17 protein-coding genes are annotated in these 17,698 nt (G+C 43.6%); 15 read left to right on the top strand and 2 right to left on the bottom strand.

The genetic code is table 11. The features are described 5' to 3' along the window. The first annotated feature begins 3 nt into the window (after positions 1-3). From NZ583_06720 to NZ583_06700, 5 genes are read left to right on the top strand one after another with little or no spacing between them, the layout of a single operon-like run. Positions 4-1,707: an FAD-binding protein gene (locus tag NZ583_06720; GenBank protein MCS7281301.1), complete on the top strand. Its 1,704-nt coding sequence runs from the start codon at positions 4-6 to the stop codon at positions 1,705-1,707. Continuing rightward, the gene (locus NZ583_06715; GenBank protein ID MCS7281300.1) at positions 1,704-2,438 is read left to right on the top strand and encodes a succinate dehydrogenase iron-sulfur subunit; all 735 of its coding nucleotides are present in this window, start codon (positions 1,704-1,706) and stop codon (positions 2,436-2,438) included. Before NZ583_06720 ends, NZ583_06715 begins: the two co-directional genes overlap by 4 nt. After that, positions 2,435-2,905 carry a ubiquinol-cytochrome c reductase iron-sulfur subunit gene (locus NZ583_06710; protein ID MCS7281299.1) on the top strand — a complete coding sequence of 157 codons (471 nt, stop codon included), beginning with the start codon at positions 2,435-2,437 and terminating at the stop codon, positions 2,903-2,905. The genes NZ583_06715 and NZ583_06710 overlap by 4 nt, the downstream gene beginning before the upstream one ends. After that, entirely contained in the window at positions 2,886-3,950 is a 1,065-nt protein-coding gene (locus NZ583_06705; protein ID MCS7281298.1) for a cytochrome bc complex cytochrome b subunit, read from the top strand. Before NZ583_06710 ends, NZ583_06705 begins: the two co-directional genes overlap by 20 nt. After that, positions 3,947-4,201, top strand: coding sequence for a hypothetical protein (locus tag NZ583_06700; protein ID MCS7281297.1), 255 nt, complete (start codon positions 3,947-3,949; stop codon positions 4,199-4,201). The genes NZ583_06705 and NZ583_06700 overlap by 4 nt, the downstream gene beginning before the upstream one ends. On the opposite strand, the gene NZ583_06695 is transcribed toward NZ583_06700, so the two are convergent. Together NZ583_06695 and NZ583_06690 are read right to left on the bottom strand one after the other, a co-directional pair. Then, positions 4,198-4,929, bottom strand: coding sequence for a ribonuclease Z (locus NZ583_06695; protein ID MCS7281296.1), 732 nt, complete (start codon positions 4,927-4,929; stop codon positions 4,198-4,200). The genes NZ583_06700 and NZ583_06695 overlap by 4 nt on opposite strands. Continuing rightward, on the bottom strand, positions 4,916-5,875 hold the full coding sequence (locus tag NZ583_06690; GenBank protein MCS7281295.1) for a GDP-mannose 4,6-dehydratase: 960 nt from the start codon (positions 5,873-5,875) through the stop codon (positions 4,916-4,918). Before NZ583_06690 ends, NZ583_06695 begins: the two co-directional genes overlap by 14 nt. A gap of 141 nt (positions 5,876-6,016) precedes the next feature. Between NZ583_06690 and NZ583_06685 the strand changes: the two genes are divergently transcribed. The 10 genes from NZ583_06685 to NZ583_06640 all read left to right on the top strand — a co-directional run bounded on the left by NZ583_06685 (position 6,017) and on the right by NZ583_06640 (position 17,592). Further along, positions 6,017-6,844: an electron transfer flavoprotein subunit beta/FixA family protein gene (locus NZ583_06685; protein MCS7281294.1), complete on the top strand. Its 828-nt coding sequence runs from the start codon at positions 6,017-6,019 to the stop codon at positions 6,842-6,844. 14 nt (positions 6,845-6,858) lie between these two features. Further along, a complete protein-coding gene (locus NZ583_06680) occupies positions 6,859-8,199 on the top strand; it encodes an FAD-binding protein (GenBank protein ID MCS7281293.1) in 1,341 nt (446 codons plus the stop codon). Positions 8,200-8,238: 39 nt separating this feature from the next. After that, complete coding sequence (locus tag NZ583_06675; protein ID MCS7281292.1) at positions 8,239-10,230, top strand: heterodisulfide reductase-related iron-sulfur binding cluster; 1,992 nt, start codon at positions 8,239-8,241, stop codon at positions 10,228-10,230. A gap of 47 nt (positions 10,231-10,277) precedes the next feature. Further along, positions 10,278-11,564, top strand: coding sequence for an adenylosuccinate synthase (locus tag NZ583_06670; GenBank protein ID MCS7281291.1), 1,287 nt, complete (start codon positions 10,278-10,280; stop codon positions 11,562-11,564). A gap of 87 nt (positions 11,565-11,651) precedes the next feature. Then, the gene (locus tag NZ583_06665) at positions 11,652-12,866 is read left to right on the top strand and encodes an ABC transporter substrate-binding protein (protein ID MCS7281290.1); all 1,215 of its coding nucleotides are present in this window, start codon (positions 11,652-11,654) and stop codon (positions 12,864-12,866) included. A 10-nt stretch (positions 12,867-12,876) separates the two neighbouring features. Continuing rightward, positions 12,877-13,755, top strand: coding sequence for a branched-chain amino acid ABC transporter permease (locus NZ583_06660; protein MCS7281289.1), 879 nt, complete (start codon positions 12,877-12,879; stop codon positions 13,753-13,755). A gap of 5 nt (positions 13,756-13,760) precedes the next feature. Next, entirely contained in the window at positions 13,761-14,684 is a 924-nt protein-coding gene (locus NZ583_06655; GenBank protein ID MCS7281288.1) for a branched-chain amino acid ABC transporter permease, read from the top strand. After that, positions 14,677-15,417: an ABC transporter ATP-binding protein gene (locus NZ583_06650; protein MCS7281287.1), complete on the top strand. Its 741-nt coding sequence runs from the start codon at positions 14,677-14,679 to the stop codon at positions 15,415-15,417. Before NZ583_06655 ends, NZ583_06650 begins: the two co-directional genes overlap by 8 nt. After that, positions 15,410-16,114, top strand: coding sequence for an ABC transporter ATP-binding protein (locus NZ583_06645; protein MCS7281286.1), 705 nt, complete (start codon positions 15,410-15,412; stop codon positions 16,112-16,114). Before NZ583_06650 ends, NZ583_06645 begins: the two co-directional genes overlap by 8 nt. Before the next feature lie 8 nt (positions 16,115-16,122). Next, entirely contained in the window at positions 16,123-17,592 is a 1,470-nt protein-coding gene (locus NZ583_06640) for an FAD-binding protein (protein MCS7281285.1), read from the top strand. The last annotated feature ends 106 nt before the right edge of the window (positions 17,593-17,698 follow it).

Raw genomic sequence — 17,698 nt, 5'->3', positions numbered from 1 at the left:
TTGATGATTGAGCACGAAGTAATAATAGTAGGAGGCGGTCTTGCGGGACTCAGAGCGGCGGTGGGTCTTTGCGAGAAATACGATGTTGGTTTGATTTCGAAAGTCTATCCCCTTCGTTCACATTCGGTTGCAGCCCAAGGTGGAATAAACGCGTCTTTAGGAAATCACCCAGAGGGAAGGGACGACTCTTGGGAAAAACACATGTTCGATACAGTAAAAGGAAGTGATTATTTAGCAGACCAGCACGCAGTTGAAATAATGTGTAAAGATGCTCCGCGGGCAATTTACGAGCTTGAGCACTGGGGTTGCCCGTTTAGTCGATTTCCAGATGGCTCCATTGCCCAGAGACCTTTCGGAGGTGCTGGATTTCCGCGAACCTGTTATTCTGCTGACCTTACAGGACACGTCCTCCTCCATACCCTTTTTGAGAGAGCGATTTCAAAAAGGCTTAAAGTTTATCCCGAGTGGTACGTTTTTGCGCTTGTAAGTGATGGAATTACTTGCCACGGGGTGATAGCCTTCGACCTTCTCACAGGTGAAATTGTACCGTGCGCTGCAAAGGCTGTGCTTTTTGCCACAGGTGGCTACGGAAGGGTCTACTATTACTCGACAAATGCGCTCATAAATACTGGCTCCGGTATAGGGATAGCCTATAGGGCGGGTGTGCCACTTAAAGATATGGAATTTGTACAGTTCCATCCAACGGGTCTCGTAGGGACGAACATCCTCATGACTGAGGCCTGCAGGGGAGAAGGCGGGTACCTTATAAACAGGCTTGGCGAAAGATTCATGGAAAAATATGCCCCCATAGCTATGGAACTCGCTCCCAGAGACATAGTTTCAAGGAGCATTCAGACAGAGATAGAAGAGGGAAGAGGATTCGACCACCCCCATGGTAAATACGTTTTACTAGACCTGAGGCATCTCGGAGAAAAAAAGATAATGGAGAGGTTACCGGGCATAAGAAGCATTTGTCTTGACTTCTTAGGTATAGATCCAGTGTACGAACCAATACCGGTAATGCCCTGTCAACATTATTCCATGGGAGGAATAGATACTAATGAGAAATGTGAAACAGCACTTAGAAATTTTTTTGCAGCGGGAGAATGTGCGTGCGTGAGTGTTCATGGTGCAAATAGACTTGGCGGGAATTCTCTTTTGGAAACTGTAGTATTCGGAAAGATAGCCTCAGAATCCATATCGGAGTATCTTTGTGGGAACGAAGTAAAACCTGACCGAGGGCTTTTGTTAGAGGAAAAGAAAAGGTTGGAAAAAAAGATAGAAAGGCTTATGAATGGCGAAGGCGAGAAGGCTTCAAAGATTCAAGTGGAACTGAGTAAGACGATGAGCGAGTATGTGGGAATTTTCAGAACCGAGGAACAGCTAAAATTTGCTTTAACGAAGATCATGGAGCTGAAAGAGAGATACAAGAACGTAAAAGTAAGCTCGAGGAGAAGAGCTTTCAATTATGAACTTACGGGAGCCTTAGAACTCGAATTCATGCTAGATGTGGCCCATACAATTGCACTTGGTGCTTACCTTAGAAAAGAAAGCAGGGGCGCTCATTTCAGGAGGGACTGGGAGAAAAGAGATGATAAGAATTGGCTAAAACACACGGTATTCAAATTCAATGAGGATGGGGAACCGGAAGTCTCATATAAAGACGTGATAATAACGAGGTTTGAGCCTGTGGAGAGGGTGTATTGAGAGGGGAGAACGTATATAGGTTCAAAATATTTAGATACGACCCATCCGAGCGAGAAAGTGGTCCATACTTTCAAACTTACGATGTTAGGGTGGAGCCTGGTCTCACTGTTCTTATGGTGCTATTAAGGATACGGGATGAGATAGACGGCACACTCGCTTTTAGGTCCTCTTGTCGAAGTGCAGTGTGTGGTTCCTGTGCAATGGTTATAAACGGAAAGATAGATCTTGCGTGTAGAACGCAGGTCTCGAAATTCGACGAAAAAACAATAATCCTAGAGCCCTTGCCGAATTTAGATATCATAAAAGATCTGGTTGTCGATATGACCCCCTTTTGGAGGATGTACGAAAGAGTAAAGCCGTACCTCATAAGAAAAACTCCGTCGCCCCAAAAAGAGTTACCGCAGAGTGAAGAGGAGAGGAAGAGAATAGACCAGTTCGTAAACTGCATACTTTGCGCTTCTTGCTACAGTGCGTGTCCTGTTGTCGCCCGCGATCCGGAATATCTTGGACCGCACGCTTTCGCAAAGCTTGAGCGTTTTATCAGTGATTCAAGGGATGAAAGACCCCTGTCCGACCTTCTCGAATTTGATAATCCACACGGTCTTTGGGGCTGTGATACTGTTTTGAAGTGTATCGAAGCCTGTCCAAAAAATGTGAGACCTACGGATTCCATAGTGAATCTCAGAAAAAGGCTCATTAAGTTGAGACTTTTTGGAAAGGACAGAAAATGAGGTTAGAGCAATCGATAATCACAAGAAGAACTTTTTTAAATACGCTCTTTTCAGGATGGTTTGTGGCTTTTTGTTTGGGGTCCCTGTACCCTCTTTTAAAGTTTATTTATCCGAGCTTGGGAAGGGAGCCCGACTTTGTCGTACTTAACGCGAAGGATTTTTTGAATATCCCGAATAATTCCACAAAACCTTTCCCTTGGGGTGCAAAACTGGGGCTCATATTTAAAAAGAGCGATGGAACACTTTACGCTCTCAAAGGTGTGTGTACGCATATGGACTGTAATATCACCTACAAACCGGAGCTGAAGAAGTTTTACTGCGCCTGCCACAAAGGCTGGTTCGATGAGGATGGGAAGAACATAGAGGGTCCACCACCTAAGCCTTTGGAGTTCTTTGATATTACAATAGAAGATGAAAAGCTCATTGTGGCGAAAAAAGGAGTCAAAGTTGAATTGCCAAAAAGTTAGAAACTGGTTTTCCGAAAGATACGATTTTGAGTCACTAAAATGGTTCTTTAAAAAGAAATATGTCCCTTCCCACAGGTACGAGATATTCTATTATTTCGGCGGACTGACCCTATTTTTGTTTGCCTTACAGTTTCTTACCGGATTTGCTCTTGCGCTTTACTACGTTCCCCATCCTGAGCACGCAAACAAAAGTGTAATGGATATCATCACCAAGCTCAACTTCGGTTGGCTTTTCCGGTCTTTACACCATTGGGGTGCCCAGCTTCTCATTGGAGTCCTCTTTTTTCACTGCTTTACCACTCTTTTGCTAAAGTCATACAGAAAACCTCGTGAACTTATCTGGGTAAGCGGTGTTCTTCTTCTTGGAATAACGATCTTTTTCGGGCTCAGCGGTTATCTTCTCATTTGGGATGAAAGGGCTTTTGCGGCTGTGAGAGTTGCCACAGGAGGAGCTGGTAGTCTACCTCTCTTCGGGGAATACCTAAAGGTCTTTTTAAGAGGCGGAGCAGACGTTACGGGAGAGACTCTGACGAGATTTTATGCTTTCCATGTGTGTATACTTCCCCTCATTACAGTTTTTCTAGTAGTTTTTCACATTGCTTTGGTTCAATTCCACGGAATGAGCGTTCCTCTTTCTCTTGAAGGGAAAAGGGTGGACAAAATTCCTTTCTTTCCTAACGTATTTTTGAAAGATCTCATGATCTGGCTGATCTTTTTAGGGATTCTTGTGACACTTTCCGTTCTTTTTCCCCCATCTCTCGGAAAGAAGGCTGATCCGTACGCCCCTCCGCCTGAAAATATAAAGCCAGAATGGTATTTCCTCTTTTTGTTTCAAACGTTAAAAATCTTTCCTGGAGAGGTTTTAGGACTTAACGGAGAAACTGTGGCGGTAACTCTTGTCACTCTTGCGATACTATTTTTCCTCCTTATCCCCTTTTTCGATAGAAAATCGAGTATGGGTGAGAAAAGCCCTGTATATACCGCTATTGGAACTTTTTACCTCGTTTATTTTATCGTTATGACCATACTCGGGTTTGTGACATGAGCTTTTTGATTGTTAGTGTCATTTTACTTACAGTTTCTCTATTTTGGCCCCATTTGGGTTACGCTAGTGAGGTGATCCCTCTTATGCCAGAAAGGCCCTTCGACAGATACATTATTTACCAATCGTTGGCTCTATTTTGGATCTTCATTTTAGCTCTCATTGTCATCATATGGATGAAGCTCAAAGAGATAAAAAGGGTTCAGAGCATGAGTGTTGATAAAGAGGATGAAAAGGTGCCTTATCTTGACTAGTCACCAAAAACTATCTCCATCCCATCTTCGGCGAGTCTAAAAGGCGCAAGCTTGTCACATTTGATTTCATCCCATTCAGGGTAGAGATGTGTCAAAATGACTTCCTTAGGCTTTGCCTTACAAACTACCTTTTTTACTGTTTCAAGGTTCATATGGCCTTTAATCTTCGTCCGAGGAAAAGAGCATTCGGTAATGAGAAGATCAACGCCTCTAGAAATTTCGATCAAGTTCTTAGAAAAATCCGTATCCCCGGTAAATACTAGAGAAACAGAAGTATCCAATCGGATGGCTATACTTTCTTTATTGTGGTTTACCCTCTTTGTACTTATTAAGATCCCGTTCCACTCATAACTTCGGTTGACAAGTTTTAAGATCGTTAAGGTATAGGTTTTCGGTTTAATCCAAGGATAAGCCTTACAAAGTTTTGAAAAAAAGGACTTTACGCCATCACCACCGATTATAAAAAGGGGTCTTTTTCTGGGTCCCATGCCATAATTGGAGGAGAAAAGAAATGCGGGAAGGTCGGAAGAGTGGTCCACATGGAAATGTGTGAGAAAAACGATATCTATTTCCTCCAGTGGGATATTCATCTCAGTGAGCCTGCGAAGTACGCCAGGACCGATATCGAGGAGTAACTTCTTCTCGTCGACGAAGATAAGGCACGAGGATGAAACCCTTTTGGAGGTTGGATAAGAAGTCCCCGTTCCTAAAAATTTAATCCTTACCATCCAGATACCACGTTAAGGTCTTTCTCAGTCCCAGAGGAAGGTCATGCTCTGGGTGCCAACTAAGCTCCTCTTTTGCCTTTTTTGGACTTAGAACACTCACTTTCAGATCTCCAGGTCTCGCAAAAGCCCTTATCGGTTCCTTCAATTCTTTGCTTATCTCCAAACCCCTTTCGGTTAAAGCTTCAAGAATTTGGTTGTAGAGCTTAATCGTTTTCGTTCCAGTGCCGGTACTTATGTTGTAGATCCCATTCTTTCCGGAAAACGTTGCAAGTACATTCGCTTTTGCCACATCCTTAACGTATACGTAATCCCTTACCATTCCGTCTTCGTCTTCGGGATAATGGTAAAGAACAGGCCTTTCTTTGCGAAGGAGCTTTTCGATGAATATCGCAACAACGCCTGCTTCTCCGTGGGGGATCTGTCTAGGCCCGTAAACGTTACTGTATCTCAAAATGGTGAAATTGAGGCCGTAGTGATAATAGTAGAAGAGAATATATCTTTCGCACGCAAGTTTAGACACCGCATATGGCGATCTTGGATCAGGAGTTAAGTCCTCATCTGTTGGAACTACGCTTGTTTCCCCGTATATGGCACCACCCGTTGATGCGAATATGAACTTTTTTATTCTGTACTTTCTTGAAAGTTCCAAAAGCCTTATTGTGCCTTCGATGTTCACTTTCGCATCGAATAAAGGATTTTCTACTGAATAAGGAACAGATATCTGAGCCGCATGATGATTAACAACATCAGGATTTTCTGCTTCAAAAACGTCTTTTAGCGCATCGTCTGTTATATCTACGTGGTAGAAGCGGGCTTTGGGATTTTTGTTTTCAATCTTTCCTGTAGAGAGGTTGTCAACGATTGCAACATCGTGGCCCAATTCAATGTAGAAGTCTACTACATGCGAACCTATAAATCCGCATCCACCCGTAATAAGGATCTTCATTTTCTCCATGGAAGTCTGGCCTTTTCTCTACAACATCTCCTATTTTTCTGTCAATTGGATCCGAAACTGAAACCTCATGCAGATGAATTACAAGCCCAAATCATTGACACATGGAGGTTCGTGTGATAAAAAACGCTTAGCATGAGAACACTAAATAGAATCGTAGTTGCAGTGAAACAGGTTCCTGACACAACGCAGGTTCGGGTCGATCCAAATACCGGAACCTTAATAAGAGAAGGCGTTCCTTTCATTATGAATCCTTTCGATACCCACGCTGTGGAAGAGGCCTTAAGGATTAAAGACGCCTTTGGCTGTAAAGTTATAGCCATATCTATGGGACCTCCCAATGCGATATACACACTGAAAAGATGTTTAGCGATGGGCGTGGATGAGGCTATACTTCTTTCTGACATAAAATTTGCGGGTGCAGATACCCTTGCCACAAGCCTTGTCCTCGCAGAAGCTATAAAGAAGATTATGGCTGAGTATGGGAGAGTCGATCTTGTAATATGTGGCAAACAAACGATAGATGGAGATACCGCTCAAGTCGGCCCAGGCATAGCGACAAGACTTAGGTTCTCTCAGCTAACACTTGTGGACAAAATACTTGACATTGATTTAGTTCAATACACGATCACGGTAAGAAGGAAGCTCGAAGGAAGAAAAGAGATAGTTAGAGCAAGTCTACCAGCACTCCTTACAGTAGTAAGAGAGATAAATACCCCGCGTTACTTTACGGTTTTAAGGGCTCTCGAGGCGGAAGAAGCAGAGATTCCAGTTTGGAGTAACTCAGTTCTTAATCTGCCGGAGGACAAAATAGGACTTAAAGGTTCCCCAACAAATGTAAAACGGATCTTTGCACCTGAGAGGAAAAGGGGAGAGATTCTAGGCGATGGAGAAGCCGATCCGGAAGGAGCGGTTGAGCTCTTGTTAGAAAAGCTTATCGAAAAAGACATTCTTCCTCTCTAGGAGTAGTGAAAGATATGGGACTGGAAGAAAAAAGAGAAAGAGTAAAAAAACCAAGAGGAAAGGTAAGACTTATCGAGAATAAATGCATAGCTTGCGGAGCCAGATGCCAGGCCGAGTGCCCGGCCGATGCGATCGTAATGAATGACAAGGGCGAACCAATCATATCACTCGACGCATGTATAGGTTGCAAAAGGTGCATAAAAGTATGCCCGGTTGACGCAATAGAGCACTTTTACACTGAGGAAGAACTGAAGATCATAGAGGAATTAAAAAGTAGAGGGCTTTGGAAAGAGGAGCCGGAAGAAAAACTGGATCTAAAAGTCAAAGGGCTGAATGAGTATCGGGGGGTCTGGGTATTTGTGGAGCAGGAGTTCGGATGTGCCGCGACAGTAAGCTGGGAGCTTTTGGGTGTCGGATCAAAACTCGCAAAAGACCTTGATGTGGAGTTGAGCGCCTTTATTCTCGGACACGAAATAGAGCATCTTGCTTACGAGGCATTCACATACGGGGCACAGAAAGTTTATCTTATAGACAACCCTGTCCTAAAACACTATAGAACTGAACCTTACTTAAAAGCTACGGTCTACCTAATAAGGAAGTACAAACCAGAAATCGTACTTATGGGAGCTACGGGGTTGGGGCGTGATCTTGCGGGAGCGGTTGCGACCGAGCTCGAGACTGGTCTTACCGCAGACTGTACCGGCCTCACTATAGACAAAGAGACAAGGCTTTTGGAGCAGACCCGACCTGCATTTGGTGGGAATATTATGGCAACGATACTTACGCGGAACCATAGACCACAGATGGCATCAGTAAGACCGCATGTTATGCCTATGCCGCCAAAAAATCCAAACGCAAAGGGTGAGATTATAAGAGAAGAGATTGCCTTAAGGGAAGAAGAAATAAAGGTTAAAGTTTTGGAGATCACACGGGAGGAAGCAGTTCAAACCATAGATATATCTGGTGCGGAAATACTGGTTTCCGGTGGAAGAGGTCTACAAGCGGCTGAAAACTTCAAACTTCTCGAAGAACTAGCGGAGGTATTAGGTGGTACCGTATCGGCGTCAAGGGCGGCTGTGGATGCGGGATGGGTACCTTACGAAAGGCAGGTAGGGCAAACTGGAAAGACCGTAAGGCCTAAGATATACATAGCCTGTGGAATCTCAGGAGCCATTCAGCATCTCGTTGGTATGCAGGACTCTCAAATCATAATAGCCATAAATAGGGACAGAGATGCACCCATATTTGAGGTGGCCCATTACGGGATAGTAGGTGACCTCTTCCAGATAGTACCTATCCTTACGAGACGTCTTAGGGAACTTATGAATAAAAAAGTCTGTGCCGTAGGGGAATAGTCCTTCAATAAAAATAAATAAACGCGTGGGAGTTTTATCATGTCACAGAAAGAGGTAGTCATTTTTGCAATCGTACTTACAATTGCAATCTTTTCTTTTGCTCTTTCAGTGACTAGGCTCATAAGATTTATACGCATAGGACAGAAAGAACAGAGGATAAATAAAGATCTGACCAAACGGTTGATCAGTACAATATGGCATGTATTTGGACAAAGATGTGCTTTAAGAGAACCTTTCGGGATAAATCATTTTTTTCTTTTCTGGGGGTTTATGATCTTGATTATAGCAAACGTGGAATTTTTAATAGGAGGACTCTTTCCCGGCTTTTCATTGGTGCTATTTGGCCCATATATCTACAATGTTCTCTTAGTGGCTTTTGACATTGTAAGCCTAATAGTCCTCATATGTGTCGCTTTCGCCATTTTTAGGCGACTCGTCCTAAAACCTTCGCATATCGACTACAAAAGTAAGGATGCGCTTTTGATCCTTGGACTTGTTGCGGGGCTTATGCTCGCCTTTTTCGGTACTCACGGTGCAGAGATAGCCCAGGGCAAAAAGGAAGCCCATTTTATGCCGATAAGTGAGAATTTGGTCGCTCCTCTCCTTTTATCTTTCTTTTCTGATTCACTTTCTGTTTTTGAAAGGATATGCTGGTGGTTTCACGCAATGATTCTACTATTCTTCCTCAACTACGTTCCGTATAGTAAGCACCTCCACATTCTGACTTCGATTCCCAACATTTTTTTTAGGTCTTTTGAGCTAATAAAAACGGTGCCAAGGGAAGAGTTCAGACGGGGAAAAAGGTTCGGAGTTTCAAGGGTAGATCAGTTCACCTGGAAAGATCTTTTGGATTTTACATCCTGTACTGAATGTGGCCGCTGCACATCCAACTGCCCCGCATATCTCACAAAAAAACCCCTCAATCCAAGAATCGTAATTTACAAGGGGAAAATGAACCTTATTTGGAATGGTGATCGGATAAGATACAAAGCCCCAGAAGCCGAGCTTGTGCCTCTTATCGGTAAAGACGAAGATCACCCTGCTACGATTGGTGTTGAGTCAATTTGGTCATGTACCACATGCGCTGCCTGTATGGGGAACTGTCCAGTCTTTATTGAACATGTACCAAAGATAATAAAGATGAGACGCCATCTTGTTGAAAACCTGTGTGATTTTCCCCAGGAACTCATTGTGCTTTTTGAGGGGATGGAACAGAGGTTTAACCCTTGGGGCATGGCTCCTTCCGAACGGATTAAATGGGCAAAGGGGTTGGATGTAAAGGTACTTTCGCAGGAAGTTCAGGCTGAGTATCTCTTCTTTGTAGGTTGTGCTGGATCTTTTGACAGCAGAACAAAGAGGGTTGCGGTTTCTGTCGCAGATACTTTAAATCATATGGGAGTAGATTTTGGGATTTTAGGGGTGGAAGAAAAATGCTGCGGCGATTCCGCAAGGCGCCTTGGAAACGAATACCTCTTTGAGAAACTCGCGATCCAGAACGTAGAAACCTTCAAAAAATATAACGTTAAAAAGATCATCTGTTACTGTCCCCACTGTTACTCGACGTTAAAAAACGACTATAAGCAGTACGGACTGGAATTAGAGGTATTCCATTATACGGAGGTCATATGGGATAATTTAAAAGCGATAGAACTTGATCCTACAAAAATAAAACACCTGGGAAAGATAATTTTCCATGACCCTTGCTACCTAGGGAGGTACAACGGAATATATGAAGCACCGCGCAATCTTTTGAAAAAGGCTGTAGGAGGAAGGATCTACGAGATGGATCGTAATTACGATAAGAGTTTCTGCTGCGGTGCAGGCGGTGGAAGGATGTGGATGGAGGAGGACCCAGAAAAAAGGGTAAACATAGAAAGGACAAAAGAAGCTTTGTCAAAAAATCCACAAACCATAGCAGTATCCTGTCCTTACTGCATGACGATGTTTGAGGATGGATTAAAAGACCTCAATGTCTCTGGAAAAGTGCGGGTTTTTGATGTGGCAGAAATAGTTGCAATGGCAAGTAAATGACCTTTAAAGTTGCCTTTTCGCATAATGTCTGTGTAGAATAGTAGGGTATGCCAAACCTTGGACTTATCGGAATTCAATGGGGAGACGAGGGTAAAGGAAAAGTAGTCGATCTTCTCTCCGAGTACGCTGATGTGATCGTCAGATTCCAGGGTGGTGCCAATGCCGGACATACAATCGTAGTTGATGAAAAAAAGATAGTCCTGCACCTTATCCCTTCTGGCATTCTGCATGAAGGAAAGTACTGCGTCATTGGAAATGGGGTTGTATTCGATCCTGAGGTCTTCGAGCAAGAACTGAACGAACTCAAAAGCATGGGCTATCTCAAGGACGAAAGCAGACTAATCATAAGTGGGATGGCCCACCTTATAATGCCTTACCATAAAAAATTAGACGTTCTGAGAGAAACAAAGGGGAAAGGAAGAATAGGGACTACAGGACGAGGAATTGGTCCTGCGTACGAGGACAAGATTGGAAGGATGGGTATAAGGATCATGGATCTCTTCAATAGGAAAGTTTTTAAAGAAAAGGTGAAACAGAACCTGGAAATAAAGAATTTCATCATAAGGGAATTTTACCACGATGAGGGTTTTAGCCTCGAAAGCATACTTGAAACCTACGAAAGGTACCGAGTTTTACTGAAAAAGTTTGTAAAGGACACGGTTGCGTTCCTTCACAAATGCATCGCGGAAGGAAAATCTATCCTTTTTGAGGGAGCCCAGGGAACAAATCTCGATGTTGATCACGGAACTTACCCTTATGTTACTTCGTCGAATACTGTCGCAGGAAACATAATATCAGGAAGTGGTGTTCCTCCCTCAGCATTAGATAGGATAATTGGCGTTTCAAAGGCTTACACTACGAGAGTAGGAGAGGGTCCATTCCCTACTGAGCTCAAAGACGAATTAGGGCAGCTCATCCGCGAAAGAGGGGGAGAATATGGGGCCACAACGGGAAGACCGAGAAGATGCGGATGGTTCGACCTTGTTGTAGCAAAAAGGGCTTGTGAGTTGAATGGGATAAAGGAACTATGCCTTACAAAACTTGATGTACTAGATGTCTTCGACAAGATTAAGATATGTGTCAAATATAAACGGGGAAACAGATATTACGACACACCTCCCCTCGATTCTTACTCATTAGAAAAATGTGAACCTGTTTACGAGGAATTGCAGGGATGGAAGACGGACACGAGGGGTATTACAGATTTCTCTGATCTACCAAAAGAGGCCCAAAATTACATATCGAGATTGGAAAAACTTTTAGGCGTAAGAATAAGTCTCATCTCTACAGGGCCCGACAGGAAGAGTACCATAATTCGAAACCGCTTTTTCTAGTGGGATGAGGTTTTTGGTCTTAAGTACAGTCGTTGACATGAAAAAAGCTTCTCTGATATCAAATTTTAAAACCAAGAGGGGGTTAGCATGAAAAAGAAAGTAGTTTTGTTTTTTGTGTTTGCGTTTGGCATTCTAACTCTTTTACCATCCCAATCTCTGAGCCAGAAAACTATAAAAGTCGGTATAGTCGATACATACACAGGGCCACCAACAACTTTTACCTTTGACGTGAGGGATGGATTCGACCTTGCGGTCCGGGAGATAAATAAGGCAGGTGGGGTTATGGGAAGAACTATAGAATATACGACTAGGGATGAGAAGTTCAAACCTGATGTGGGACTGGCGATGGCGAAAGAGCTTCTAATGAAAGAAAAGGTTGACATCCTTATGGGCACCATAAATAGCGCCACAGCCCTTGCGATCTCGGACTTGGCAAAAAAAGAAAAAGTCCCGTTCTTTGTCACATTTGCCAAAAGTGAAAAGATCACCGGAGAACAGGGGCACAGATACGTCTTCGGCATAAGCGAAAATACTGAGATGGCAGGAAGAGCCGCTGCATTTGCGCTTTCGAAGATGCCATATACTAAGTACTGGATTGCTGGAGATGATTACGAATACGGCCACTCTATTGCTAATGCAGTTTGGAGGCATCTAACAAAACTGAATCCGAAGGTCACAAAGATTGGAGAGACTTGGTGGAAAGTGGGAGAGGCTGACTTTACGCCTTATATCACGCAGATCCTTGCCGCGAAACCCGACTTTATAATCGTTGCTACTGGTGGTGCCGCAATGGTCAATTTCCAGAGGGCTGCAAAGGCGACGGGTCTTGCTGAAAAGATTCCATTCTATCAGCATACAGCAATTGAGCATTCCGTTCTTATGCCCCAGGGCCTTGACGCTCCGGAAGGGGTTTACGGAACGTGTAACTACTTTTTTTACTATCCAGATACAAAAGAAAACAGGGCATTTGTCGATCAGTTCAGAAAGGCTTACAACCGGTATCCTAAGATCGGTGCACTTTACGGTTATGTGACCGCAAAGCTCATTGCGGAAGGGTTCAAAAAGGCAAAAAGTTTCGATATAGAGAAGTTCATTGACGCTGTAGAGGGCATGGTAATCGACAGTCCGGTAGGCAAATTGGAACTCAGAAAATGTGACCACCAGCTGGCCCTTCCGATGTATTTCGGAAGGACAAAAAAGGTCGGTGGATGGGAGTTCTTAATAGCAACGGACATACAGACGATACCAAGTAAAGATTACATGCCAAGCTGTGAAGAGATCCTGAGATTGAGGAGGAAGTAACGGAAGGGCTTTGGATATCTACGCTATTTTGTCCCAGATCCTCGTTGGCCTAAGTAGAACTGTCATCCTTTTTATAGTCTCTTCAGGGCTTAGCCTCATTTTGGGGGTCTTAAGGATACCTAACGTTGCGCACGGATCTTTATACATGATAGGCGCCTACGCAGCCTACTCCATCTGTAGATACTTAGGAGGAGATAGCGGATTCTGGCTGGCGATATTTGGTGCCCCGCTTTTTGTGGCGCTTATTAGCTTTATCGCCGAAAGGTCGCTCTTCCAGTTTTTATACGAAAGGGAACATCTGATGTTACTCCTTTTGACCTTTGGGATCTCATTGATCTTCGGTGATCTCGTCAAAATGGTTTGGGGTGGTGAATATAAGACAGTTCCTATCCCCAAAGTCCTACAAGGATATGTGACCCTCTTTAAAAATCTAAATTTGCCTCTCTATAATGCTTTTCTACTTCTTGTAGGTCCCGTGGTGGCAGTTCTTTTATGGCTTTTTGTAAATAAAACGAAGATGGGTAAGATAGCGAGAGCCTCTGCAGTAGATAGGGAAATGGTAGGGGCATGTGGGATAAATGTGAGCTGGGTATTTGGTTTGACTTTTGTTGTCGGATGCTTCCTTGCCGGATTAGGAGGAGCGCTTGTTGCACCGACAATAAGTGTTACACTGGGGATGGATCATAGCCTTATAATGGAGTCCTTTCTGATAGTAATAATAGGTGGTCTCGGCAATATCTGGGGAGCTCTACTTGGCGCATTGATATTCGGTCTTACTCAGTCCTTAGGAATTCTTATATGGCCAAAATTCGGAATCGTTCTTCCCTACGCAGCTGTTGTACTTGTACTCCTTTTTAAACCAAAAGGTCTTCTCAAATCCACCTGGTAAGGGAGATGAACGTAAAAAAGCTCGTAGCAATCTCTTTTATCGTTCTTTTACTGCTTCCTCTTTTCCTTCCGAGATTTTACGTTTACCTTACATCTCTCATCCTTATCCACGGTTTATTGGCAACGAGTCTAAACCTCGTTCTTGGATATGGGGGGATCTTTCAGTTCCACCACTGTGTTTTTTATGGGGTAGGCGCGTATGCCACAGCCCTCATCCTTAAAAAAACGTCCTTATCCGCTTTTTTTGCTTTTGTGGCAGGACCAATTGCAGCGACTTTACTGAGCTTGGGGATGGGGCTTATCTGTGTGCGACTTTCGAAGCTTTACTTCGGTATGTTACAGATTTCCCTTGGTTCACTTGTGTGGGCAGTGGTTTACAGATGGTACTCTTTTACGGGAGGAGATGATGGAATTCAGGGAATACCGGTTCCGGAAATACTCTCGTCCACGAATGGTGCCTTCTATTTTACACTTATAATAACTGCTCTATCTATGGCCGTTATGTACATGATTGTTGTTTCACCGTTCGGAAAAGCGCTACAAGGCATAAGGGACAACCCTACAAGGTGCGAAATGGTTGGGGTAAACATAAAAGCTCATCAGCTTACTGCTTTAACGATCGCCGGTTTTTTCGCTGGAGTTGCGGGAATGTTGTTTGTTGTTGTCAACACGAATGTCTTTCCCGAGATAATGTTCTGGACACTCTCCCTAGAAGCAGTGATCATGTGCCTTATAGGAGGCTGGTTCAGTTTTTTAGGTCCTATGCTTGGTGCGGCTTTGGTATTATTTTTGAGGACTATAGTCAGTGCCTATACCGATTACTGGGCTTTGGTCCTAGGTGTCACGATGGCGCTTGTCATATTCTTTCTACCGAATGGGATCTTGGGGTTTATTGAGGAGAGACTAAAAGGTGTAAAGAATCATGCTTGAGGTAAAGGGAGTATCAAAGTCCTTTGACGGATTTTTGGCGGTGAGCCGTGTCGACATGGATGTGAAAAAGGGTGAAATTGTTGCTGTTATTGGTCCAAACGGTGCGGGAAAAACGACACTTTTTAACCTAATTACTGGCATACTAAAACCCGACTCGGGAAAAATTTATTACAAAAAAGAAGATATAACGGGTTTAAGCCCACACAGGATATCAAGAAAGGGTATATCGAGGTCCTTCCAGATAGTTAACGTATTTCAGAGACTGACCGTATTCGAAAACGTGCAGCTATCTGTGCTTTCAAGGGAAAAGAAGACCTGGGACCTTTTTCGCAGGGCGTCTAAAATGTACGTAGAGGAGACGGAAGAGATTTTAGAACAGGTAGGACTCAAGGACAAAAAAGACGTTGTTTCTGGTTTTTTATCTCATGGTGATCAGAAGGTTCTTGAGATAGCAATTGCCCTGGGACGAAAGCCGGAATTTATGATTCTCGACGAACCGACAGCTGGAATGTCTCCTGAAGAAACTTTAAGATGCCTTGAACTTATACAAAGGCTTAAACTGGAAATGAATCTCACCATACTCTTTTGCGAACACGACATGGAAGTTGTATTTGGGTCCGCAGATAGAATAATCGTTATGGTAAGAGGGGAGATTATAGCTGAAGGCACGCGGGATGAGATAAGTTCGAATCCACTAGTTCAAGAGGCCTACTTAGGTGCGAGTTATGAATGATCTGTGTCTTCTGGAAGTTAGAAGTATAAATACTTTCTATGGCCTAAGCCATATACTCTTTGATGTTTCGCTTAAAGTCTTTAAGGGTGAAATTGTTGGGCTTTTAGGGAGGAACGGTGCTGGTAAAAGCACAACCATGAAAAGCATAATTGGGATAAATCCGCCAAAAAGTGGAGACATCATCTTTAAAGGAGAATCCATAGTTGGAAAACCGCCGTATGTGCTTTTTAGAAAAGGTATCGGTTACGTTCCGGATGACAGAAGAGTATTTGCGGATCTTACGGTGGAGGACAATCTTGAAATCGTCTACAAAAGGTCGAACGAATGGACGAAGGAGACAGTCTATGAACTATTTCCAGCTTTAAAATCGATTAGGGACAGAAGGGCCGGAAATCTTTCGGGCGGAGAACAGCAGATGCTCACAATCGCAAGGGCCTTGATGGGAAGTCCTGAACTCTTACTTCTAGATGAACCCACAGAAGGCTTGGCCCCACTTGTTGTAAAGGCACTAGAAGAACAGATACTGAATCTAAAAAAGGCAGGAATCAGTATTCTTCTTGCCGAGCAGAATATCCGTTCAGCATTAAAGCTCGTAGACAGGGTTTATGTGATAGACAACGGGGTTATAAAGTTCGAAGGAACAAAGACGGAATTAGAAAAAAACGAGGAGATAAAGAAGAGGTACCTTCTTATATAGTCTTCGCAATGGATCTCATAAAGACGGACGTTTTGATAGTAGGAGGGGGGCTTTCTGGGCTTATGGCCTGCCTATCCGCTGCGAAAGAAGGTGTATCGACCACCATTGCTTCTAAGGCCAAGATCGGATTAGGTACGTCCTCATCTTTAAGTCTTGGTGCTTTTGCCACATCGAATTATGGAATGACAGTAGAAGAACATATCGAAAAGACACTTAATACCGGCCGCTACAAAAATGATCCTGTACTCGTTAAGATTTTGGCGGAGGAGGCTCCCAAAGCGATAGAAGAGTTGAAAGCTTATGGTGTGAATTTCGAAGTTGGAAAGTATCAGGTCATGGCTAAAGGAAGGTTTCCAACTGTCGGCAGAAGTGTGATCGATAAGGTTCTCAAAGCTACTCTTTCTTGGGGTGCTAAAAAGCTAGAATATGCAGTTTCAGTGAAATTGCTTGATCATGGGGATAGTATTTGTGGTGCCATTTTCGTCCTATCTTCCGGAAAAAGAGTCGCCTGCTTCTCAAAGGCTGTTATCATGGCCACAGGAGGCGCCTCTGCCCTGTTTAAGTTTCATGACAACCCATCAGGGAATTTGGGTGACGGATATGCCCTTGCTCAAAGGGTGGGTGTTAAATTAAAAGACATGGATCTCATCCAGTTTTACCCCGCCCAAATACGGGAAGAGAGGCTTCCGAGGATCATATGTCCACCTTACATACTAGAGCTATCCCGCGTAGTAAACGAAAAAAATGAAGATATAGTTGAGAAGTATCGACTTTCTAGTCTACGACCTTTGGCTATTAGGGCCAGGGATAAGTTTTCAGAGGCTATATTTAACGAGATAAGAAAGGGCCATAAGGTTTATGTTGATTTGCGAAAGATAGACGAAAGTGTCCTTTCAGAAACGGAAAAAGAGGCTCTTTCCTTCATCCGGGATAGGTACGGCGCAAGCAGTCGACTACTAAGAATAACACCTTGTGCCCATTTCACGATAGGAGGGATTCCAATAAATGAAAGGTGCGAGACGGAAAAACCCGGTCTTTTTGCGGCAGGGGAAGTAACCTGTGGCTTGCACGGAATGAATCGGCTTGGTGGAAATGCGCTCACAGAAGCGATAGTTTTTGGAAAAATAGCCGGAATTTCAGCGGCAAGCTACGCAAAAAGAAGAGAAATACCAAAGCCAGAACTGGTAGACATGGAACTTCCACGTCTAAATTACGGCACAAGTAGGCGAAAAGAGATCCTAAGAGCCGTAAGGGAAATCATGTGGGAATGTTTGGTGTTGTGGCAAGATTTGGATAGTATGGTCAAGGGGGTAGGACTCATAGAAGACCTCAAAAGATCTGGGATAGGTCCTAAGAATCCAAAAGACGAGGCCCTTTCTTTCTCACTTCAAAACTCCCTGGATACCGCTATTACAATATTGAAGTCCGCAATAGATAGAAAGACTCCCACAAGCTCTCATGGACCAAACTCTTTCTAATCCCTTTTACTTTTTCGATCCCTTTGTGCTATGCTTTTGACCGGCCTATAAAAAGTAAACTCCATCTCATATACCGAGGGAGTTCTTACGTTTGTCTGGTATCGGA

The sequence above is a fragment of the Thermodesulfobacteriota bacterium genome, assembly GCA_025062045.1.
In the GTDB taxonomy this organism is placed as follows: domain Bacteria; phylum Desulfobacterota; class Syntrophorhabdia; order Syntrophorhabdales; family JANXAF01; genus JANXAF01.
The sequence above is the reverse complement of the archived record's forward strand: the minus strand, read 5'-3'. Positions and strand labels throughout refer to the sequence as shown.